This is a genomic window from Flavobacterium aquidurense (genome assembly GCF_001404985.1).
GTDB classification, from domain to species: domain Bacteria; phylum Bacteroidota; class Bacteroidia; order Flavobacteriales; family Flavobacteriaceae; genus Flavobacterium; species Flavobacterium aquidurense_B.
The window spans coordinates 547,286-571,396 of sequence record NZ_JRLF01000006.1 but is presented as its reverse complement, the minus strand read 5'-3'; the positions used below and the strand labels follow the sequence as shown (position 1 = coordinate 571,396).

At 32.9% G+C, this 24,111-nt stretch carries 20 protein-coding genes; 15 read left to right on the top strand and 5 right to left on the bottom strand.

Features of this window, described 5'->3' with window-relative positions; genetic code table 11:
- Positions 1-2: 2 nt before the first annotated feature.
- The gene (locus RC62_RS04105) at positions 3-965 is read right to left on the bottom strand and encodes a GlxA family transcriptional regulator (RefSeq protein WP_055092848.1); all 963 of its coding nucleotides are present in this window, start codon (positions 963-965) and stop codon (positions 3-5) included.
- Positions 966-1,296: 331 nt separating this feature from the next.
- Between RC62_RS04105 and RC62_RS04100 the strand changes: the two genes are divergently transcribed.
- From RC62_RS04100 to RC62_RS04090, 3 genes are all read left to right on the top strand, one after another.
- Positions 1,297-1,749, top strand: coding sequence for a response regulator (locus RC62_RS04100; protein ID WP_055092847.1), 453 nt, complete (start codon positions 1,297-1,299; stop codon positions 1,747-1,749).
- Between the two features lie 72 nt (positions 1,750-1,821).
- Positions 1,822-5,187, top strand: a complete 3,366-nt coding sequence (locus RC62_RS04095; RefSeq protein ID WP_055092845.1) for a CheR family methyltransferase — start codon at positions 1,822-1,824, stop codon at positions 5,185-5,187.
- A gap of 255 nt (positions 5,188-5,442) precedes the next feature.
- Positions 5,443-6,714 (top strand): Shedu immune nuclease family protein, encoded by a 1,272-nt coding sequence (locus RC62_RS04090; protein WP_055092843.1) that lies wholly within the window; start codon positions 5,443-5,445, stop codon positions 6,712-6,714.
- Positions 6,715-7,023: 309 nt separating this feature from the next.
- Here the strand turns inward: RC62_RS04090 and RC62_RS04085 are convergent, their stop codons facing one another.
- The gene (locus RC62_RS04085) at positions 7,024-7,437 is read right to left on the bottom strand and encodes a helix-turn-helix domain-containing protein (RefSeq protein ID WP_055092841.1); all 414 of its coding nucleotides are present in this window, start codon (positions 7,435-7,437) and stop codon (positions 7,024-7,026) included.
- A gap of 436 nt (positions 7,438-7,873) precedes the next feature.
- Between RC62_RS04085 and RC62_RS04080 the strand changes: the two genes are divergently transcribed.
- From RC62_RS04080 to RC62_RS04050, 7 genes are all read left to right on the top strand, one after another.
- Positions 7,874-8,620: a hypothetical protein gene (locus tag RC62_RS04080; RefSeq protein ID WP_055092839.1), complete on the top strand. Its 747-nt coding sequence runs from the start codon at positions 7,874-7,876 to the stop codon at positions 8,618-8,620.
- On the top strand, positions 8,620-9,702 hold the full coding sequence (locus RC62_RS04075) for a PAAR-like protein (RefSeq protein WP_055092837.1): 1,083 nt from the start codon (positions 8,620-8,622) through the stop codon (positions 9,700-9,702). The genes RC62_RS04080 and RC62_RS04075 overlap by 1 nt, the downstream gene beginning before the upstream one ends.
- A complete protein-coding gene (locus RC62_RS04070) occupies positions 9,699-10,508 on the top strand; it encodes a hypothetical protein (protein ID WP_055092836.1) in 810 nt (269 codons plus the stop codon). The genes RC62_RS04075 and RC62_RS04070 overlap by 4 nt, the downstream gene beginning before the upstream one ends.
- A 177-nt stretch (positions 10,509-10,685) precedes the next feature.
- Positions 10,686-11,249: a hypothetical protein gene (locus RC62_RS04065; RefSeq protein WP_055092834.1), complete on the top strand. Its 564-nt coding sequence runs from the start codon at positions 10,686-10,688 to the stop codon at positions 11,247-11,249.
- Positions 11,250-11,259: 10 nt separating this feature from the next.
- Positions 11,260-11,823, top strand: a complete 564-nt coding sequence (locus RC62_RS04060; RefSeq protein ID WP_055092832.1) for a hypothetical protein — start codon at positions 11,260-11,262, stop codon at positions 11,821-11,823.
- Positions 11,824-11,912: 89 nt separating this feature from the next.
- Positions 11,913-12,680, top strand: a complete 768-nt coding sequence (locus RC62_RS04055) for a methyltransferase domain-containing protein (RefSeq protein WP_055092830.1) — start codon at positions 11,913-11,915, stop codon at positions 12,678-12,680.
- Between the two features lie 358 nt (positions 12,681-13,038).
- Positions 13,039-15,453, top strand: a complete 2,415-nt coding sequence (locus tag RC62_RS04050) for a TonB-dependent siderophore receptor (RefSeq protein WP_082421213.1) — start codon at positions 13,039-13,041, stop codon at positions 15,451-15,453.
- 228 nt (positions 15,454-15,681) lie between these two features.
- On the opposite strand, the gene RC62_RS04045 is transcribed toward RC62_RS04050, so the two are convergent.
- A complete protein-coding gene (locus tag RC62_RS04045; RefSeq protein ID WP_082421212.1) occupies positions 15,682-16,800 on the bottom strand; it encodes a LytTR family transcriptional regulator in 1,119 nt (372 codons plus the stop codon).
- A gap of 333 nt (positions 16,801-17,133) precedes the next feature.
- On the opposite strand from RC62_RS04045, the gene RC62_RS04040 reads away from it, so the two are divergent.
- The 5 genes from RC62_RS04040 (at position 17,134) to RC62_RS04020 (ending at position 20,994) form a co-directional block, all read left to right on the top strand.
- Positions 17,134-18,090, top strand: a complete 957-nt coding sequence (locus tag RC62_RS04040; protein ID WP_055092825.1) for a heme-binding domain-containing protein — start codon at positions 17,134-17,136, stop codon at positions 18,088-18,090.
- Between the two features lie 2 nt (positions 18,091-18,092).
- On the top strand, positions 18,093-18,566 hold the full coding sequence (locus RC62_RS04035) for a hypothetical protein (protein WP_055092823.1): 474 nt from the start codon (positions 18,093-18,095) through the stop codon (positions 18,564-18,566).
- A 33-nt stretch (positions 18,567-18,599) separates the two neighbouring features.
- A complete protein-coding gene (locus tag RC62_RS04030) occupies positions 18,600-19,361 on the top strand; it encodes an alpha/beta hydrolase (protein WP_082421211.1) in 762 nt (253 codons plus the stop codon).
- A 484-nt stretch (positions 19,362-19,845) separates the two neighbouring features.
- A complete protein-coding gene (locus RC62_RS04025) occupies positions 19,846-20,214 on the top strand; it encodes an STAS/SEC14 domain-containing protein (RefSeq protein ID WP_055092821.1) in 369 nt (122 codons plus the stop codon).
- Between the two features lie 9 nt (positions 20,215-20,223).
- A complete protein-coding gene (locus RC62_RS04020) occupies positions 20,224-20,994 on the top strand; it encodes a Ku protein (protein ID WP_055092819.1) in 771 nt (256 codons plus the stop codon).
- Here the strand turns inward: RC62_RS04020 and ligD are convergent.
- On the bottom strand, positions 20,991-23,543 hold the full coding sequence (ligD, locus tag RC62_RS04015; RefSeq protein WP_055092817.1) for a DNA ligase D: 2,553 nt from the start codon (positions 23,541-23,543) through the stop codon (positions 20,991-20,993). The two genes, RC62_RS04020 and ligD, sit on opposite strands and share 4 nt — an antisense overlap.
- Positions 23,530-24,012, bottom strand: a complete 483-nt coding sequence (locus RC62_RS04010) for a hypothetical protein (RefSeq protein WP_055092981.1) — start codon at positions 24,010-24,012, stop codon at positions 23,530-23,532. The genes ligD and RC62_RS04010 overlap by 14 nt, the downstream gene beginning before the upstream one ends.
- Positions 24,013-24,111 lie beyond the last annotated feature (99 nt).

The following is a 24,111-nucleotide window of genomic DNA, read 5'->3' as shown; positions in this document are numbered from 1 at the left end:
TTTCAGGACAACCTGTTTTTGATCGTTGTAGGCAAAGCATCTAGATGAGTTTCAAGAACAATGCGCAATTGTTTAGAGGTTTTGTAACCGCATAAATGTGCGATATGTTCTATTTTGTAATCAGTATTGGTGAGCAGGCTTTTTGCTTTTTCGATTCTTAGTTTCGTTCGGTATTCGGCGATTGTAATTCCGGTTTGTTTCTTGAAAATTCGGGTTAGGTTTCTGGGACCAATGTGTACTAAATCAGCAAGAAAATCGATTGTAGATGTTTTATCCAGATTAGAGATAATCCAATCCTGAATAATATGGATTTTTTCGTCATGATGGTTTCTGTTTTGCAAATAAACACTTTCCTGTTCGTCATTTGCATGTCTTCGTTTATACACCACCAATTCTTTGGCAATTATTGCGGCAGTTTGTTTTCCGTGACGTTCTTCGATAATATGCAAAGCCAGATCGATTCCGGTTGTGATTCCGGCGCTGGTATACATATTTCCGGATTGCGAGAACAAAGTATTGCTTTGCGTTTGTGTAAGCGGAAAATCTTTTTGGAGTTTATCAACCAGTTTCCAGTGCGTTGTACATTTTTTATGATCTAAAAGTCCGGCTTTTGCCAAAAGAAATGCTCCGGAACAAATACTGCAAATCGTGGTTGGATTGATATTTATTTCCTGAAGCCATTCAAAAAAAGAAGCGTCTTCATGATCCAAATCGATTTGATGCGTGCTAAATCCCGAAATAAAAATAATATCATCTTTCTGCGGTTTCGTTTTAGAAAAGTGAGTAAGTGAAGCCAACTCTAATCCCGAAGAACAAATTACAGACGATTGACTGCTGATAAACTGCAGCTTATATTTGAATCCTAAAAGTATTGCTTCCTGAAATACCTGCAAAACGCCACTTAAATCAAGTAATGTAACTTGCCTGGGAATGTAAAAATAAACCGTAGATATCGCTTTTTCCATTTTAGAGTTTCTAAATGCTTTTAGTGTAACAAAAATAATGGTTTAATTTTATTTTAAAGCTTCAAATACAGCCCTGACTCTGCCTGAATTATGATTTACTATCAAACTATAATTACTTGAAATTTATGTAGCTAAAATACTATTTAAATTTATTTTTTTTTGAAAAATTATTTGTACTTGCTTAACAGAAGTATTTATCACTGGTACAGTGATTTTTAAACCTTTATTTGAAATAAAATAAAAATCCGGTTGGCAAAAAAATAAGTAAATTATGATGTTTTTGCAGTTCGTGTTTATTTAAGTGTACATTTGAGATAAACACTACTCAATAATGAACGTTAACGCGAATATAAGGATTTTACTCACGGATGATGATGAAGATGACAGGGATTTTTTTGCAGAGGCAATAGAAGATCTTCATTTGAGTCATCCTGTCGAATTTTGTAAAAATGGTATCGAACTTCTGGAACGTCTTGGCGATAAAAGTTTGGATATTCCGGACATTATTTTTCTGGATCTTAACATGCCTATTTTATCAGGTTTCGAAACTTTGCAGCAAATTCGCGAAGACATTCGATTTGAAAATATTCCGGTAATTGCGATTTATTCCACTTCGGCGACTGTAGATGGTGTTAAAAACACCTTTGGGTTAGGCGCCAATGCTTACATCGTAAAACCCATCGCTTTTGGTGATTTAAAAAAATTATTAAAGAAAGTTATTGAAATTGACTGGAACGAGAGAATTCAAAATGTAAAATTAGAATCTTTTGTCATTAGCCTTTAGTTTTTCATAAAAGGATACAATTGTAATATTATGCAATGATTGATAATATTTAATATTTTAAAAAATGAGATCATGCATAAACAAAATAAAGATTTGCCAAAGGCTACCCGCCAGGATTTCCCCATTGTAGGTATTGGTGCTTCGGCAGGAGGACTGGAAGCTTTTACACAGTTTATAGAAGCAGTTCCTTTACATTCTGAAATGGCATTCGTCATTGTACAACATCTGCACCCATTGCATGATAGTATGCTTACAGAACTTTTGTCCTCTGTAGCCAGGATTCCCATAAACGAAATTACAGATGATATTCATCTGGCCCCCAATAATATATATGTTATTCCTGAGAATAAAATGCTCACCTCATTTGATGGCGTTTTAAAGCTCAGCCCCAGAGTAAAAGACACTAAAAACCAGGCGATAGATGTTTTCTTTAATTCTCTGGCAGAGGTTCATCTTGACCTGGCCTATGGCGTATTGCTTTCAGGAAACGGATCTGATGGAACCATTGGTCTTAAAGCCATCAAAAAACACGGAGGCATTACTTTTGCCCAGGATATTAATGCCGCTAATAACGAAATGCCACAAAATGCGATAAATGCAGGAGTGGTTGATTATGTATTATCTCCCGCAGAAATCGTCCTGAAACTAATAGAAATTACCAAAGCAAAAGATCATTATACCGAACAAAATGACCCAAATGATGAAGTCATATTTCAGGAAATCATTAAAATTTTGCGCCATCACAGCGGTGTAGATTTTACGTATTACAAGCAAACCACCATACGCAGACGTATTGCCAGACGAATGGCATTGAGTAAAATAGCGAGTTTAAGAGATTACCTAAAAGTACTTCAGAGTGATAAACTTGCCCCTGAGGATTTGTTCAATGACTTATTGATTCCTGTAACTGAATTTTTTAGGGATACGAAGATATTTCAGACAATGAGAGAAAAAGTTTTTCCGTTGCTGACAAGCAGAATAACCGACGAAAATGCGATTCGTATCTGGATTGCAGGATGTTCTACCGGCGAAGAAGCGTATACAATCGCGATTGCGCTTCATGAATATCTGGGCGAAAACCTGGAGGGAAAGGAGATTCAGATTTTTGCTTCGGATATTTCAGAAATTGCCATAGCCAAAGCCAGAATTGGGTTTTACCGAAAATCGCAAATGCGAAATGTTTCTGAAACCATCCTGACCAAATATTTTACGGCCAGCACAAACGGCTATAAAATAAAAAGACAAATTAGGGATTTATGCATTTTTGCCGTTCATAATTTTCTAACAGATCCGCCTTTTGCCAGAATGGATTTAATTACCTGTAGAAATGTATTTATTTACATGGATTCGCTTTTGCAGAAAAAATCGCTCACCACGTTTCATTATGCCTTAAAAGAAAACGGATTTCTGCTTTTAGGAAAATCAGAAACCGCGGTTCCTGCCGCAGAACTTTTTCAGCCGTTTGAGAAAGCAGGTAAAATTTATACCCGCAAACAGGTTTCCGGCAGATTTGTACATTCCGGAATGGAATCGAATGATAAATTAAAAACATTAAAAAATAATATACCAAGAAAAGAGATTGTAAAAGAAGACTTTAGAAAAAGTGCCGATGCTGTTTTGCTTTCTTCCTATACTCCGGCAAGTGTCATTGTAAACGAACAAATGGACATCGTACACATCAATGGTTCCATAGCCGAGTTTATAGAACTTTCGGCAGGAAAACCTACCTTCAATCTTCTCAAAATGGCCCGCGAAGGACTGGCTTTTGAACTTAGAAATACCTGGCATAAAGCCAAAGAAGCCGGTTCGATCATAAAAAAAGAAGGAATTCAGGTCAAAACCAGAGGAACAATTAGCGAGATTACGATCGAAATACGTTTGCTTGAAGATACGCTTGAACCTTATTTTTTAGTCGTGTTCTATAAAAGTATTATTAAAAAAGAAGATGCCTCTTCATCTCAATTTACAGCAGACGAAATTCGCGAGAATATTAATTTAAGACGAATTGCACAACTCGAAAAAGAGCTTGCCAAAATACATGACGATGTAAACGCCATTAGCGAAGAACAGGAAGCATCAAACGAAGAATTGCAAAGTGCCAATGAAGAATTGCTGAGTGGGAGCGAAGAGCTGCAAAGCCTCAATGAAGAACTAGAAACCTCTAAAGAAGAACTGCAATCGAGCAACGAAGAGCTTTTGCAGATTAATCAGGAACTCCTGAACAAACAACAGCAAATAAATATTTCTAAAAATTATACAGAGGCTATTGTAGCAACACTCAGGGAACCTATTGTGGTTTTAGATACCAGTTTAAGAATAAAAAACATCAACAGGGCTTTCTCTAAAAAATACAATATTACAAAAGAAGAAGCAACGGGAAAACTGATCTATGAAATTCAGAACCATCTTTTTGATAATATCCCAATGCGTGCGATGCTTGAAAAAATATTGCCCGAAAAAACACAGCTCGACGATTATCAGATCTCAGTAAACCTGTTGCCGTATGGAGAAAGTATTATGCTGCTAAATGCCAGGCAGGTAACCAATGAAAACAGTAAAGAACAACTGATTTTATTGGCCATTGAAGACATAACAGAACGCCGGATCATCGAAAAAAGACTGCAAGTATTATCGAGCGAACTAGAAGCAAAAGTAGAAGAACGCACTGAAGATTTGTTAACTGCAAATAAGGAACTCGAAAGTTCCAACATTAATTTGCATGGCGCCAATGTGCAGTTGCAGGAATATGCCTATGTGGCAAGTCACGATTTGCAGGAACCATTGCGTAAAATATTGATGTTTATAAGCCGACTTCTGGAAATGAACGAAGATTTTTCTGCCGAAGCATTTATGCTCATCGGAAAAATCAGCAAATCGTCTGTCCGCATGAATACACTTATCAAGGATTTACTGGCGTATTCGTACCTTAATAATCCCGACAGGCAATTTGTGGCCACAGACCTGAATGTTATTTTAGCCAATATCCTGATTGATTTTGAGCTACTGATCGAAGAACGCGAACTTGAAATAAAAGTTGGGCCTTTGCCTGTTATCAATGCGATTCCGCTGCAAATGAACCAGCTTTTTTATAATTTAATCAGTAATGCACTTAAGTTCTATAAAAACGACGGTTCTATTTCTACAGTCGAAATAAACTCGAGTAAAATGACAACAGCCCAGCTTAAAAAATATCCGTCATTGAATCCCGCTTTAACATATTGCGAAATCATTATAAAAGACAACGGAATAGGTTTTAACAAAGAATACGAAAACAAGATTTTTACCATTTTCCAACGCCTGCACAACAACGAAGTCTACACCGGAACCGGAATAGGTCTGGCCATAGGCAAGAAAATCGTAGAAAACCATAAAGGCATCATCTTCTCCAGAGCCGAAGAAAATATTGGTGCCGAGTTTCATATCATATTACCTGTTTAAAGAATTTTACTATTTTGTTAATTAATTAAAAGACGATATGCCTAATGGTGTATCGTCTTTTTTTTATGACTTTTAAAACAGGTATTTATACGTATTGTTAGGTTTTTATTTAGTTATTATACTTGCTTAAAATAAATTTTAGCGGATTATGGATTTCCGTAAAGTAGGGAATTGGTGAATGCTGATATTTGTTATTTATAATGATTATCTTATATAATACATTAAACTATTTGATTAATATAAAAAAAACTTATTATGTCAGATTTCAAAGGTGAAAAACTTATAAACGACCTAAAGACAAAAGAGGTTTACGAGTATGTCGATACAGAAAATAAAATTAAACAAATTTCAAGAGAAGTATTTAAAAATAAGGATGAAATAATTCATTATCCGAGAGGTTTTGAAGGTGGCGAAAAATATAAAACAATTAGAAAGTTTATTTTTCGAGGATTTAATGGAAAATTACCGGTCGGTGTATTTAAGTCTGTAACATACGGTTGGGGTTTTACTAAACCTCTTTATCCATTTTCCGATTATATTAATAAATGCAATTTTGAAGAAGTAATAATTGAAAAAGGAGGAAAAGTAGCATTTGACGTAGCAAATAAGAAGCTCTATTTATCAGAAGTAAGTTTAGAAATTCTATTACAGTCATTTAATGTAATTTTTAAGAAGAATAAAGCAGAAATTGAATTAGTATTAAATACAAATTTATATAATCTTTTTCCTTCTGTAATTTCGAAACCAGAACAAACCTATATTGCAAATGCATTAGCTTCGTCTTTATCATCTTGGGGGAATTCTATTGATGAATTTTCTGACGATGATAAAAATGCTATAAAAGAACTATTTGATAAATTATCAATTGGAACTGATTTTTTAACAAAAGATGCACTTGCAAAAACTAAAGAAATAGTTGATAATAAGTATATACAAGAAACATTAAAAAAATATAAAATACTAATGGGACTGAAAACTGATGGTGACAGTTTAGAAAAGCAATGGCAAGAATTTCTAAAAGATAATAGCTGGATATTTTCTTCAATATTTGCACAGCCAGTCATTTTATATAAAAGAGAAGCATATGTTGGGGGTAAAAATATTGATAATAAAAATGGTAAATTCAACGATTTCTTGATTAAAAATAGTTTAAGCGACAATGTTTCATTTCTAGAAATAAAAACACATAAAACAAAGCTCCTTGATAGCTCAAAATATAGGGGTGATGATGTTTATAATGCAACCAAAGAACTTACGGGATGTATAGTTCAAGTACTAAATCAACGTGATAATTTCCAGAAAGAATTTTATGCAATAAAAGGTAAAAATAAAGACAAACAAAATTTTGAGACTTTTAATTCCAAGTGTGTAGTTTTAATTGGTTCGACTAAGGATTTGGACGAAAATCAAAGTTACTCATTTGAACTTTTTCGTAGTAATAGCAGAGATGTAGAAATCTTAACTTTTGATGAACTTCAAAATAAAATTGAAAGTTTACAAAAAGTATTGAATAAAAAAAATAAATAGGATACTACTGGGGAAAAGTCTTATGATGACATAAATTGTATTTGGTATTATTACATTTCTTATGAAAAAGACATTTTTCGAAACGATTATCGAAAAAGCATTTTTATTTATGACAAATTAAGTAGAAGTTTATTATTTGCTGATTTTGCATCCGAAGTAGATATATTTTGGACAAAGTTTTTCTTTAATTTCTACATCCCAATACCCCAGACTTACAATCCATCCCCAAAAACCAAATCAAACAATCCTACATAAAAAAAAAGAGACCCACAAGTCTCTTTTTTTCTTTTATATATGTTTTACAAAGTATTATTTAGTGTTTAATATATTTTGTAAAAATTCAACTTTGTCTTTTTCAGCCTGAACTAAACGTTCGTAAAGTTTTTTATTTTCTTCGTAAGTTTCAACCAATTTATCTAAAGGATTAAATGTACAATGATTGTTGAATGTTGCAGTAGTATTATCAGTAAAATTATTAAAACTATTGAAATAATTAATTATTCCTTCGTCTGAAAAATTCTTAATCGCTTCAACACTTACTCCCAAAGCATTTGCTACATCTACCAGTTTATCATCGTCTATGGTTTCGCTGTTTTCCAGAGCAGATATCGTCTGTTGGCTAATTCCTAAAGCTTGTGCCAAAGCTTCTTGCTTCATGTCACGAAGTTCACGAATACGGCTAATTTTTCGCCCTATATGATTTTGTTTTGTTAGTGTGCTCATAATTCAAAGATAATATTAAGGGTAATAACAGGCAATATATAAAAAACATATTTTGCCGGGTATGATACAAGCAAAATGATTTGGTACAATCACAATTTTCTGCTAAACAAAAGTACGATTTTTGAGACATGAAATGGTTAAAAGCAAAAAAATATCCTGATGAATCGATTTAAAATCAAATCGATTAAATAGTTGCGTGCTGCACTTTCCGTTAAAACCAAAATACACTTCTATGGTTTTAAAAAGTCTTTCTAATAACTTATTTCTAATATTCTATTTATAAAAAAATACCTTATTCTGTTATTTATATAACTTATTTAGGTCAATTGAGATATTGTGTTTTTTGAGATTTACTAGATTCTTATTTGTAAAAATGATCCTGATAAAATAGTCATCATACAAGTAAAAAAGTATAAAGATCAAAAACTACAAAAGGATGAATTATTTAGACTACAATATTATACTTCCGGAACCTGGTAAAACGAACAATTTTCTATTTGAAAATATTACAACAGATTTTTCGAACCCCAAAAAAGCAAAAAAAATAAATTATACAAAGAAAGTCGCTATCACCAGATTCAAACGCGACGGAAACGATATGCTATTTGAGTTGTTTCTTTCTGAAATAAAGATCACAAGCAATTTATCTATAGAAAACATTTTTTTTCTTGAAGAAATAGGATCTGTCTTTGACGAAGTAGAAGTTGAGATAAATGATTACGGCAAGATCATCAACATCTTAAATTTTAAGGAACTGCAGGATCGATGGAAAACCATGCAAGCAAAACTGGTAATCGATAACGAAGGTCGAACTGTAGAAGTCTATATGCAAAATATTACAGATTTATTAAAGGAAGAACGACGACTGATCTCCTTTTTTTCAGACTATAAAATCTTCGGATTATATTTTTCCAGCCTATACAGAAACTCGTACGATATCGAGCGAAAAAGAAAACTAATCGATTGTGGCAAAACAATGATAACAGAGCGCTTTTATCCAAAAGATGAAAAATTCAGCACTTATATATTAGAAGGAATTCCGGTAGAGAGCAGTGAAAACAATGATTTTATAAAATATGAAGGTATTATCGAATACAGGGAAGACCAAATAGATTTAGCCACAATAGAAATAGAAAAAGAAAACTCGACCACTATATATAACATTTACAAAACAGCACTATAATGGACAAACGGGATAATAGTTTACGACGAAAAGAACGAGAGGAAAAGCAGGAAGCTAAAAATGGATTGAAATTTGTTATTGACGGCGCCAAAATTAGATGCAATTCATGCACCATTCCTGATGGAGATTTAAAAGCAAATTATGATACAGCAAGTATACAGGATAAACGTGTTGTTACAGTGGTTGAGAAAGACATGAGAAGTTTGATCTTTAAGGGAAATTGCAAAAAAAGCTTTATGAATTTAAGTCCTTGCGCCTCTGTAATGAAACTGGGAGAATGGAAAAATCCCGGAACGGTTTATTTTCAGGATGAACTGGCAGTACTTTTACGCAGCACCATAAAATGTGAATACGGAGGAGTTGATATCACCATTTGGGATTGCGGACAACGAAATGTAATTACAAATCTGGATACCTTGGGCGCGCCGGTTCCTGAATATACACCGATAGTATATGTAAATGGATATTTTTATAGTAACGATGGAATTTATTTAGGTAAAATAAGTTCAGGTGAAAATGTTTATATTACGGATCAATTATCATTTTTAGAATTGGAAAAAGGAAAGAATGTTGAGAAAGAAAAAGTCATTTATTTCACTGAAAAATATGGATTGAATAATACTCAGCTTTTAGATAGGGCAAATTGGGCCTACGCAGAAGGAAAAGGTTACATACCAGAATATTATGCATATGCAATGAATAATTTCCAGAAAGTAGCCAAAAGTGAAAAAAACATGTATTTCTACGGTATGCAAGATACTGATCCCGTTACACAAAAAGTAAGAAGATTAGATAAAGATAAGTACTTGTCAGGAGGATATGAAAATCAAAGTGGTAAATCATTTTGGGATACAAGAAAAGATCTTTCAAAAATGACTTCTGATATGATTGGAGAAATTGCGGCAGTATTCAAAACACAATTACAGCCTGACAATGATCCAACAAATGGTTCCAACCAATGGCGCGGAGGAAAAGGTTCTGGCGAGATGCAATTAAATCTGCCTATAGGATCAAAGTATTGGCATAGATTTTTTAAATTAAAAAAACAATATACAGGACAAGCTAAAATTATAACATTATGAAAGATTTTAATATAAAGAGAATATATGTATTAGTAAGTCTAATTTTTATATTTTTTTTTAGCAATTTTACTCAACACAAATATTATCAGGAATTTAGTTTTGACAAGTTAAGAAATGAGAAAATAGTATTTAAAGATATAAGCTTAGGAAATGGATATCAAATTTACGATGATCGAATTTCAGCTATTGTTGAGGCTAAAAATATTGGATCTAAGATTTATTCTATAAAAATAAGTAACACTTTCCCAATATACCATGGTTGTTATGATTCTATTCCAAATAGCGTAGATGTCGGAAATGGAGAATATATTCAATTTTATGATAAAAAAATAAATATCAGTTCACTTTTAAAAATGAATTTAGATAAACTAATAAACTCAAATGAAGTTTATATTGTTTTTACAAGTAGCATTGATTTCTTTAAATTTAATGGACAAGATTTTATTTTATTATCAGCAAAAGATAGAAGATTTTTTAGAAACTTACAACGAAATTATTGGATTTTATTACAGGTAGAAAATAAAGACATTGTAAATTCTTTTGCTTTTATTGATGGATATACATCGAATAATGATTGTTTTGGAGATTTTAATAATGATGGTTTGTTAGATTATATGAATTGGGATTTCAATAAAAGAAAAATCACTTTACATTCTTTAAGGAATGATAAATTTGAAATTGATAAAGAGCATTATGTGAAGTTAAAGCAATCAAAAGAACAAACAGAGTTGGTAAAAGAAACAGGTATTATAATGCTTTATGATTTATTTGATAGAAAAAACTCAAAATGGTTTTATAAACTTTAATGGAATATTTGATTACTATTATATGAAAACAACAAAAGAATTCAAAAATTTTTGATTAGAAAGTAATCATAAGGAAGACAGATTTATATGTAGGAATATGCTATGAAAGCCCAATTTGGGAACAGCAGTTTAGAGATTATTTGAAAGCTACAGAACAAGACAAAAAGTAAACTTATCATGAAGTTAAAAACAATTATTATAGTTTTAAATTTATTCTGTTTTCCTGCAGTTTCTCAAAACGTCAAGCAAGACAGCTGTCAATTATTCTTTAAAGAAATAGGAATAAGAGATTTTATATTGAATTCAAATTACAAACAATTTGTAAATGAAATTAAAGACTTGAAAAAAAAAATTAAGAAAGAAAATGTCTATGGAATCGAAATTGTAACTTTTAATGAAAATATTATTCTTCTCAAGGAAAGAAAAACTGTAGAGTATAATTTAAAATTTAAAGATAATATTCTAATGGCATACACCTTCAAAATTAATATTGGTAATTTCAGAAAGGCACCTAATTATTATGAAAAAGTTTTAAAATTGATTAATAATAATGACAAAAATTATTTTATTAAAAAAGGAGGATATTCTTTTATGAAAAAAACTGAAAAATGCACAAAATTTTTTGATATTATTTCTAGTAAAAATGAAACTCAATCAATATATGGAGGCATTAGGTATGAAAGCCCAATTTGGGAACAACAATTTAAAGATTATTTGAAAGCTACAGTACAAGACAAATAGTAAACTGATCATGAAGTTAAAAACAATTATTATAGTTTTAAGTTTATTCTGTTTTCCAGCAATTTCACAAAACGTCAAGCAAGACAGTTGTCAATTATTCTTTAAAGAAATAGGTATAAGAGACTTTATATTAGGGTCAAATTATACCCAATTTGTAAAAGAAAGTAAATCATTAAAAAGAAAATTTAAGAAAGAAACCGTCTACGGGATCGAAATAGTAACATTTAATGAACACATTAACCTTATTAAACAAAAAAGAATAGTTGAATACAATCTAAAATTTAAAAATAATATTATTATGGCTTATTCTTTTAAGATGAATATAGGAAATTTTAGAAAAGGACCAATATATTATAATGAAGTTTTAAAATTATTGCAAAAAAATGAGAACAAAAATAATTTTATAAAAGGAAAAGGATATAATAATATAATGATAAATAACACTTGTAAAAAAAGTTTTGGATTACAATCAAGTTCTGATGCCAACTATCTCTATGGAGGCATTAGTTATGAAAGCCCAATTTGGGAACAACAGTTTAAAGATTATTTGAAAGCTACAGGACAAGATAGATAGTAAACAAATTTTGTATCTTAGTCATATTAACCCAATTTTGCTTGATCGGGAACTTTTATCAGATCAAAATAAAATATAAATAGAGACAAATGCCTTGGAATCCTGAAATATATAATAAGTTTAAAAATATACGTTATAAGCCATTTTATGATTTGGCTGAATTTATTGAGCCCGTAAACGGAATGAAAGCAATTGATTTGGGTTGCGGAACGGGCGAACAAACGGCAATTTTAGCTGATAAATTCAAAGATGCTAATTTTCTGGGCGTAGATTCTTCGGTCGAAATGCTGGAACAATCAAAGGCTTTAGAAATGGATAATTTGCATTTTAGAAAAGCAACTACAGAAGAAATAATAGCATCTGGTGAAAAATGGGATTTAATTTTTAGTAACGCCGCTTTGCAATGGTCGGACGATCATGAAACATTATTTACAGAATTGATAAAACTGGTTAATCCAAAAGGGCAATTTGCAGTTCAAATGCCTGTTCAGCCGGAAAATATACTTAATAAAATACTGGCTGATCTGGTTGATGAAGAACCTTTTAAATCTTATCTGAAAGGTTACAAAAGAGATTCACCGGTTTTGAGCATCGACGCATACGCACAAATCCTCTTTGATGGCGGACTGGAAAATCTTCAGATCCTGCAAAAAGTATATCCTATAATCGCGAACGATCACGAAACGCTTTACAATTTTATTTCGGGCTCGGCTTTGATTCCGTATATAGAGCGTTTGGAGGGTGAAAACAAAGAGCTTTTTATTAAGATTTATAAAGAGCGAATCGCAACGCATTTCCCAAAACTTCCGGCGATTTATTCTTTTAAGAGAATTTTGCTTTATGGCAGGAAACGATAGTGGTTCTTGCTTAATGTGTGAGTTTTTTTTAACACATAGAGACATAGCTTTTAAGAATGTTTCAAAAAAGGTGTTTCACTTGTAATAATACCGCATAGGGTATTGTGTTTTTAGGCGAAAAAAGAATCTGCTTAATCTGCCAAATCTGCGAGAGAAAATAATTAAATAGAAACATAGCTTTTCATCACAGACCAATCTCTTATTAAAGTAATAAAATTCTTAAATACTTGTTTGAGTTTGGTTTCAACGTTTCTTTAAATGTAATTTTTCTTCAAAAATTACACAATTACAGTTGATACATAAGAAAAAATATTGTTCATTTGCGCTTCAATTTAGAATTAGTTTAAATAAGAATTGCATGACAACAATACTACAATCAAAAGTCTTTTTTAGAAGAACACTTGTTCAGAGGATTTTTGCTTTAAAACAAAAAAGCGCTTTTATCATACTCCTATTTTTGCTTTTAAGCGCAGGATCTGTAAAGGCTCAAACAGAAACAACAGGACAAATTTCGGGAAGTATTATAACCAATGACGGGAACGCAGGTCAGGGCGTTATTGTAAAATTAATCGAGATTAATAAAAGCGCTGTAACGAACATATCCGGTAATTATGAGTTTAAAAAAGTGCCATTGGGAACTTATACGCTTGAAGTTACGATGTCAGGATACGCGTCTTCTACAGAAACGGCTGAACTTACGGCACAAGCTTCGTCAGTTGTTGTAGATATAAGGGTAAACTCATCTGTTCAGAATCTTGAAGATGTTGTAATTCGAACAGGAGGAAATCGATTTGCAAAGAAAGAAAGTATCGATGTGGCTAAAATGCCTTTAAAGAATATCGAAAATTCACAGGTTTATATCATTGTAAGCAAGGAATTAATGAAGGAACAAGTAATCACGGATTATAATAGTGCTTTTAAGAATGTTCCCGGCGCCGGAATTGCAGAGGTCAGAAATCAAGGTCGTACGACTTCTATTTCAAGAGGTTTCCCAACGCCACAAGTGGTTAGAAATGGGGTAGGAAGTTTTACGTATACTACAATCGATCCATCAAATCTGGAACGTATCGAGGTAATCAAAGGACCATCGGCAACACTTTTTGGAAGTACATTATCGTCTTTTGGAGGTTTGTTTAACCGTGTGACCAAAAAACCTTTTGATACTTTTAAGGGTGAAATATCCTATTCAGCCGCGAGTTGGGATCTAAACCGATTGACCGCTGATATTAATACACCAATAAACGCCGATAAAACTGCTTTGTTAAGAATTAATACGGCTTTGCATAGCGAGAGAAGTTTTCAGGATGCGGGATTTAATAGAAATTTTTCTTTTGCTCCAAGTTTCTCCTATGAAATAAACGACCGTTTAACGCTTTTGATCGATGCTGAATTTAGTATTTATAAAGCAACTTCGCCAACCAGACTGGCACCGTTTGTGGTAAAAGGAACAGAAAGCAGTATTGAGCAGCTGGAGATTCCGTATAAACTATCTTTTGCTAATAATACGATCAATTATACCAGCCAGCAATACAATATTTTTGCGCAGTTAAAATATAAAATGTCAGAGCAATGGACGTCTCAAACTGTTTTGTCCAGAACAAGATCATCCTCTGATGGGTATGTTGTGGCTTTACAAATGATGTCTGCAACAACATTAAGACAACAGGTTACGTATCAGGAATCTCCTTTTTACGGAACGGATATCCAACAAAATTTTATTGGAAATTTTAAAATTGGGAAACTTAAAAACAGGGTAGTAGCCGGATTAGATTTTTATAGTCTGCGTGCGACACGTAACGATGCAATTGTAAATATGCCTGCATTGAATTATAAAAAACCGGGTGACGCTTACAACAATTTCAATCTGGAAAAAGTGGCGCCAATGTTTGCGAATGCCAAATTCAATAATTTTGTATCTAATGATGAAAATACCTATAGCGCTTATGTTTCTGATGTTTTGAATGTAACAGACAGATTACTGGCAATGGCTGGTCTTCGTGTGGATCGTTATGAGAATAAAGGAACGTATTATCCAAGCAAGGATTCGATTGCAGGAAACTACAATCAAACGGCATTATCACCAAAATTTGGATTGGTATATCAAATCATGAAAGACAAAATCTCTGTTTTTGGTAATTACATGAACGGATTCAGTAATGTTTCCGGTTCAGATTTTAACGGAAACACATTCAAACCCAATCAGGCAAATCAGTTAGAAGGAGGTTTTAAATTTGATCTCAACAAAATATCGGCTACGCTTAGTTATTATGATATTAGTGTTACAGAAATTACACGTGATGATCCGGATCATGCAAATTTCTCAATTCAGGACGGAACGCAAGTGAGTAAAGGTTTTGAAGCCGAGTTGATCGCCAACCCAATTTCCGGATTAAATATTGTCGCGGGTTATACGTACAACGACAGCAAATACGAAAAAAGTAATGCAAGTGTTCAGGGCTTACGTCCCACAACGGCAGGTTCGCCAAGAACAGCAAACTTATGGGCAAGTTACAGGGTTGTAAATGGTACTGCGCAAGGTTTAGGATTTGGTTTTGGAGGTATTTATGGCAGCGAATATTACCAGACGAATACTACGACTTTCAAATTTTCTATTCCGTCTTATACCGTATTAGACGCATCACTTTTTTACGATCAGCCCAAGTACAGAATTGGTCTTAAAGTAGATAATTTAACGAATGAAAAATATTGGTCTTATAGACTTGCCGCTCAAAACCCAACGCGTATAACGGCAAACGTAACGTTTAAATTCTAAGATCATTTATTGTAGATAAATATCAAGGAGTTATAAGAAAAGGGAATATTTCACAATTGAAATATTCCCTTTTCTATTTTTTGAATTTAATATTTCGCCTCGCTGGGGCTCTGTGTGTGTGGGTCAATTTTCTATAAATAGGTCGTCCCTCTGGGACTAGAAAATGATTATGATTTTTTATTTTCTACAAATATGTCGTCCGTGTGGGACTTGAAATATTCCTTTTCTCTATTTATTTAACCACGCTTTAAATTCGGCGGCTTTGTTTTTACTGATAATTACATCGATGGCAGATTTTGGTACGACTTCAATTTTTAGTTGATTGTTGCCATATTTCAAAATCTTGTCTATCGATTTTATAGCCAGAATAAATTGTCTGTTGGCCCTAAAAAAGATCGTGTTGTCTAATTCGCTGTAAATTTCCTCAAGACTATTGTTGCTGGTTGAAATTTTTCCGTTTATATCTTTCACGTAAGTGATCGTGTTTTCCATGTAGATATAGGCGATTTGTTCTATTTCGAGCGTAACGATTTCATTTTTCAGGTTCGTTAGGATCCGTTTTTTATTTAAAGCAGGAGCAGAGATATCCGTAGTTTTTAGGTGTTCATTCGATTCTAATTTCGATTTGTAACTCGTCAGGTCATAATTCAGTTTCGAAAGGCTTAATACTTCATTAAAAAGTGTTTCGTTTTTCTGTTCCAGTTTTCTTTCGTAACGGCTTCCAAAAAGGCGGATCATAAAAAAAGAAAGTAAAACGATCAAAGCTCCGGTACTAATATAAACGAGTATAAAGTAGAATTTTAAATCCTGGACTTGTTTGTTAATACTTTGCAGATTAGCGTGTGAGGCAATAATCCAATCGGTATTTTTAACGGGATAGAGATATATAATTTCAGAATCGATCTCAGGATTATTAAAATTCCTGACACCGCCGCCTTCTGTTTTATTTTTTAAATAGGTATAAAAGTCTTCAGAGTTTACTTCGTTGTGTGTTTTAGAAATATACGATTCATTAGGCAATGTCATGGCGCCAATTCTTGCCGGATCAGGATGACAAATTTCTTTGCCGTTCTGGTCAAACATACAGATAAATCCGGTTTGCATGTCGGTTTTTTCAATGCTTTTCTGTACGTTATTGATAATGACTTGTTTATCTTTGTTTTGCTGTGCCTGATACGAAATCAGATTTGCCATTTCTTTGGCTTCTCTTTTACTGGATTCGATCTGTATTTTCAAAAATTGTTCTGTACTTAAACCTACGAGATAGTTCATGCTAAAATAACCGCAGATGTAAACGACAACGAGTAAGGATAAAAAAGTAAAAAGATAAAGTTTGTCTTTTTTCATGGGAAGGTTTTGTATTCAACAGCCAAATTTAATTAATAATAATGGGTTGGATACAATTATTTTTAAGACAAAAAAGCAGCAAAAATTTCAAACGAGAGATTAAAATTTCATGAATTATTATTTTGAGGATAAGGCCAAATTCTGTTCCCTTCTTTTTATTCCCTTTTAAGTTCATTTTTTCCCTTTCGCGCAGTTTTCTTTGATTTCAGGCGGTAAACAGTCGTTCATTTGCAGTATCAAATTTCAAAACGAGATTATTTTTATTCTCTCTGATTTTGATTTTTACAGGTTAAATCAAGTTCCAATTTTAGTGATTACAGAAAAACCAACGATATGAAAAAGCAGAAAATATACAAAAGAAAAGTCATCATGATTCCTTTAGCCATATTGGTTGTGATTTTTGCGGCAATACAATTTATACATCCTGAAATTACAAATCCACCAGTTACAGGAGATTTAAAAGTACCTCATGAAGTACAAACTATTTTGAGAAACTCTTGTTACGATTGTCATTCTAATGAAACTAATTTAAGTTGGTATGATAAAGTAGTTCCGGCTTACTGGTTGGTAGCACAACATATAAAAGATGGCAGAAACGGACTTAATTTTTCTGAATGGGATAAATTATCACCGGCAGATCAAAAAGCAAAACTATGGGAGTCTGTCAATCAGGTTTCTCAGGGAGCAATGCCATTAGAGAGTTACACCTTTGCACATCCTGAAGCAAAAGTATCTCAAAAAGACCTGAAAGTGCTTCAGAATTATATTTGGAGTTTAAGGATAAACAATAAACCTCAGGATACTGCAAAAATTAATGCATTGCATCAACAGACAGAAGCTATAAAGAAAACTCAAAAACTGGCACAAATACCAAAAGCTCCAAACGGAATCGCTTATATAGCCAATTATAAAAACTGGGCGGTGATAAGTACAACGCAACGTCTTGATAATGGTACAATGCGTATAATTTTTGGTAATGATATCGCCGTAAAAGCAATCAGGGAAAAGAAAATTAGTCCGTGGCCGGATGGTACTATTATAGCCAAAGCTGCGTATGATGAAATTGAAGATGAAGATGGAAATATTTCTCAGGGCGCTTTTAAACAAGTAGAATTTATGATTAAGGATCATAATAAATACAAGAAAACAAATGGTTGGGGATTTTCGAGATTCAAAACAACAGAATTGATTCCGTATGGTAAAAGTGCTGATTTTGTTATTGAATGCATGAATTGCCATAAACCTATGGAGAAAAACGATTATGTATTCACACTTCCAATACGTCAATAAATATGAAAACGATATTATATTTTACAGCAATTCTTTCTTTATTTTTTCTGTTTGCCTGCTCAGATAAAACGAGTGATAAGGGTTTGAATAACGAGGCTTCACTTCCGGATGCATTACTGAATAAGGTTTCAGGTCTGCATGTTATTAATTCTTCGATCAATAATAAAAAACATACAACATCATTATTGTACGGAAATCAAATTGCAATAGAAAGAATCAGAGCTAACAAAACGGATCTAAAGAAAGGAGAGAAATTAGTACGGATTACTTGGCAGCAACAATCAGATCCTAACTGGATTGGGGCAATTATTTCCGGAAAGTTAATAGCCTTCGAAATTTTAGAATGGCTGCCGAAAAATCAAAATTCCAATTATCAAAAATTTGAAGGAAATAGAATGTCTCTTAAAAATGATACGCTTGGCAACGATCACAGCATTAAAATAATACTTAAACAAAAAATGGCAATCCTGCCATAACTATAAATAAATTAAACACTAAATAATTAAAAAATGAAAACAATTAAAATTTTAGCTTTCGCACTTTTGGTCTCTTTTAGTACTACTAAAATGTATTCTCAAGAAGCATCATCTACTAAACCAACTATTATTTTTGTACACGGAATCTGGGCTGACGGATCCTCTTTTACAAACCAAATTGTCGCTTTGCAGGCAAAAGGATATCCGGTAATTTCAGTTCAAAACCCGATTACTTCATTAGCTGATGATGTTGCTGCTACCAAAAGAGCCATTGCTCAGGCAAAAGGAAATGTGATTTTAGTAGGGCATTCCTGGGGAGGTTTTGTCATTACACAAGCCGGAAATGATCCTAAGGTAAAAGGTTTGGTTTTTGTAGCAGCTTTAGTTCCTGATTTAGGAGAGACACTTCCATCATTATCTGCGCAAGGTCCGGCAGTTACTTTAAGTAATTATCTGGAACCGGTTGATGGTTTTATTTATTTGTCTAAAGAAGGTGTGAAAACCGTTTTTGCACAGGATCTTAAAGAAAAAGATCAAAACCTGATTCATGCAACACAAACTCCTGCAGCGCAAGGTGTATTTGCAGACAAAAGTGGTGAACCTGCATGGAAAACAAAACCAAGCTGGTATATTTTAGCAAAAAGCGATAAAGCAATAAGCCCGGAATTAGAAAGATTTATGGCAAAAAGAGCGCACTCTAAAACTACAGAAATCGAAGCAAGCCACGTAGTAATGCTTTCGCACCCAACAGAAGTATTGCGTATTATTGAAGAAGCAGCTACAGCAAAGAAATAATTTTTTTTAAATTTAATTATAAGCTCCAAGGTCTTTTTGATTTGGAGCTTTTTTTATGAAGTTTTATTTCGGAATGTTTTTTTAAATAAAGTTTTCACGCAGATTTAAAAGGATTTATGCAGATTCCCGTGGATTATTATTTAAATAAAATCTGCTGTAATCTGCTATGTCTGCGTGAAAAAATCTTGCGTTGTTTTGACTGATAAATACATTATTGAAGTTTTATTTCGGAATGTTTTTTTAATAAAGTTTTCCCGCAGATTTAAAAGGACTTATGCAGATTCACGCGGATTATTATTTAAATAAAATCTGCTGTATCTGCTATATCTGCGTGAAAAAATCTTGCGTTGTTTTAACTGATAAATACATTATTGAAGTTTTGTAATATCCGCTCATAATCGTGTAAAATTTTAAGATCAGAAGTAAAGTAATTTTAACCTTCTGAAAAAGAATTTATTAGATACAATATTAAACCATAATCGATATGATACATAAAATAGAAACAGCAAATAATTTAATTGCTTTTAGAGCACTTGGTCAGGTTACAACAGATGATTTTAAAAGCGTCATTTTGCCTGAATTAGAAGGATTATCGAAACAATCAAATGAAATTAATTTTTTGTTTGCACTGGATACGGATGTTCAGAATTTTACTGAAAATGTATGGTTTCAGGATGCTGTTCTGGGATTACAGCAATTTGACAACTGGAACAGGGTTGCCATTGTTTCTGACTCTGAAGAAATTAATTTTAATGACGGATTTACATTTAACAGTACAGGTGAATTACGTGGTTTTAAAAAATTAGCTTTCAATAAAGCCTTAAAATGGGTCGAAGGAAATTCAATTTTATAAAATAAAGTTATGAGAGCAATATGGACAGGATCAATTAGTTTTGGGTTAATTAATATTCCCATTAAAATATTTTCTGCCGTGCAGGAAAGCAGTATCGATATGGATATGCTGGATGAAAAGGATCATGCCAACATTAAATTCAAAAGAGTGAATGAAAATACGGGCAAAGAAGTTTCTTATGCCAATATTGTAAAGGGCTATAAAATTGATGATAAATATGTCATTCTTGAAGATGCTGATTTTGAAGCCGCCGATGCCGAAAAAACGAAAACTATCAACATTCAGAGTTTTGCTTTAGAAAGCGAAATCAATAGTATTTACTACGAACAACCGTATTATCTGGAGCCTGATAAAGGTGCCATGAATGCGTATGCTTTGCTTCGTGATGCGCTTGAAGCATCCGGTAAAGTAGGGGTAACGAGTTTTGTATTGCGTAACAAAGAAAGCCTGGCGATTTTAAAACCATATAAAAACGTGATTTTATTAAACCGAATCAGGTTTGAACAGGAAATCAGGGACACATCTGACTTAAAACTTCCTGCGGCTTCAAAAAAAGCCACTAAGGAAATGGATATGGCCGAAAAGTTAATCGATCAGCTTACTGAAAAATTTGATATCAGCGCTTATAAAGACGAATATACCGCCAAACTTTTGCAAATCATTAAGAATAAATCAAAAGGCAAAAAACAAACCGCTCCAAAATTAAAAGTCGTTCACAAACAAAACGATGATTTAATGGCGATGCTAAAAGCAAGTCTGGAAAAAAAGAAATCCTCTTAATGGGGATTTCTATTTTCCAGTTTGTGTAATATTTTTTTAATATTAGCGCCTTTTCCTAAAACAGGCTTCCATAAATCTCCTTTTTTCTCAAAACGTTTCATCACATTTTTAATCGTAAACTGTGATGGATGCAATTGCAGGTTTACTTCGCTCCATTCTAGTGGTGTTGAAACCGTTGCTCCAGGTTTAGGTCTTACAGAATAAGGTGCTGCGAGCGTTTGTCCGCGTCGGTTTTGTAAATAATCAATGTATATTTTATGTTTTCTTTTCTTGATACTTCGTTCCAGAGAAGTTGTTTTTGGCAATCGCGATTGTATTTCTGTTGCCAGTAATTCACCTAAAATTTTGATAGAATCGTAGTCATATTGCGCTCCAAGCGGAATATATACATGTAATCCTGTGGCGCCCGAAGTTTTGCAGTAGCATTCGGTTTCAAGCTCGTCCAGAACTTCTTTTACCGTTAAAGCCGTTTTTACCACTTCTTCAAAATTATCTTTTTCAGGATCGATATCTATAACCAGCCAATCCGGATTTTCGATCTGTTTTATAGTAGAATTCCACGGATTCATTTCAATACAGCCTAAATTTGCCATATAAAGTAGTGTTGCTTTGTCATTGCAAATCAAATAATTAAGGTATTCTTCATTCGATTCTGAAAAAACTTTTTCTGTTTTTAACCAGGTTGGTACTTTATCTACATCGACATCTTTTTGATAAAAACTAGAACCGTCAATTCCGTTAGGAAAACGATTCATGGATTGCGGGCGGTCTTTGAGATACGGAAGGATTAAATCAGCCACTTCGTTATAATATTGCACAATTTCTCCCTTGGTAATACCATCATCAGGAAAATAAATTTTGTTTTGATTGGTGAGGTGCAAAGTGGTTTTTCCTATTTTCAAATCATAATCGTTTTCAGTTTTCTGAGTTGGTTTTTCTTTCATTGTATCTTCTTTGAATTTCGTTTTTGGTGTAACATCTGCTTTAATGTTCGAAGGCACAAAAACCTCATTTGGTTTTTTATCAATTCGCAAACCCAAATACACAGGATGTCTCAAATGTTTGTCATTTGTCCATTCTGAGAACTTAACCTGACACACTAATTTAGGTTTCACCCACTGAATTTCATCTTTTAACGCAATTTTTTCGTTAAGTGGAGATTCATTTACAAAATAGGGCTTTAAGGTCGTATACAATTCCTTAAGTGTAGGATCTGTAAAACCTGTTCCGCATTTTCCAATAAACTGAAGTCTTTTTCCATAATATTGCCCAAGTAAAATTGCGCCAAAGTATTTTCTGGATTTCTTAGGTTCAGTAATTCCAATAATTATAGCTTCTTCTGCATTCGAAGTTTTAATTTTAAGCCAGTCATTGCTTCTTTTATTAGAAATATAAGTACTGTCGGCTTTTTTTGCAATTATACCTTCGTCTTTGCTTTTTATCGAAAGTTCAAATTGGTTAAGACCTTTTTCAACAGTATGTTCCGAGTAAAAAATATTTTTAAAATCATATTTATTGAACAGAATTTTAAGCAATTCTTTCCTTTCCAGAAGTGATAAATCCGTAATTGGATTTCCGTCTAAATTCAGCAAATCAAAAACATAATATTTCAAAGTACCCAAACCTGTTTTAAGATAATTCTGAAGCAGCTGAAAATTCGCTTTTCCATTTTCTTCTTCAACAACAATTTCGCCATCTAACACCGCAATATGATCTACTTTATGCAATTCATCTGCAATGGGTTTAAAATTGGTATTAAAAGACAATTCATTTCGGCTAAACAATTGTACATCACCAGGATTAATTACAGCTATTGCCCTGTAACCATCATATTTGTTTTCAAAAACCCAGTCAGCATCATCAAATGCTTTTTCTCGTATAGTGGCGAGCATAGGTTTGATAAAAACAGCCGGTTTTTGAGATGAATGATTCTCTTTTTTTGTACTTTTCTTTTCCGTGATCTCTTTATTTAATTTTTTAGAATTCTTTTCGAGTTCCTCTAATGTTCTCTCAGAAAGTACTGATTTGTTTTTATTCAATACATCACTTTCAGATGCATGCGGATCACTTTTTTTAATAAGTAACCAGGCATTTTCCTGTTTTCCTTTGAGTTTTATCAGTGAGAATTCGCCTTTGAGTTTTTTTCCTTTTAGACTAAAACTTAAATGTCCTTTTTTAAGACCAGCCAATAAAGTTTTTTCAGGATTTGCCATTTTTTCATCCGGAGTATAAGTACCATTATCCCAAACGATAACATTTCCGGCACCGTAATTTCCGGCAGGAATCGTTCCTTCAAAATCTTTATAACTATAGGGATGATCTTCTACCATCATCGCCAAACGTTTATCATCAGGATTCATCGACGGACCTTTAGGAACTGCCCAGCTTTTAAGAACCCCATCCATCTCAAGCCTAAAATCATAATGCAAATGTGAAGCAGCATGTTTTTGAACTACAAAAATCAATTCGCTTGCTGATTTTTCGACTTTACCTTTGGGTTCTTTAGTTTGTTTAAAATCTCTTTTTTGATTGTATTTAGACAGTGACATATGATTTTGCTAATATTAATATAGTTATTGAAAGGGAGTAAACTGCGGTTGCAATAAGACCGAAAATAATGTGTGCCAACAGCAGCTGAAAATAATAGCCTTTAAAATCAATTTCAGGTTTATGATCACTCATTTTAAACATGATCATCCAGCCCAGAATGCCAATAATGCCGCTTATAAATCCCAGTAAAAATGCGCTCAGGAACGAAACAGGTAAAATATTCCTTACCCATAAAAAATAGTACGCCAGCACGAAAAGTAAACCTATAAAATAATGAAGTAACCAGGCTAATATTGATTTTGTCAAAGGAGCTAATTCCATATGAAGTTTGGTTAGCATGAATGTCAGCAAAACAGGTTCTTTATATAATTCCCGAAAGCTTGCTGATGCTGCATAGCTAAATAACGTCATCGCCGATGTGGCTGCGATCGAAACTATTATTAGTTGTAAAATAATATAAATATCCATAGTAAATTGATTTGTACATTGATAACTTGCGAATCTGATTTTGGTCTGTAATTGGGGTAAAATAAAATAAACCATTCGTTGCGAATGGTTTATTTTTAA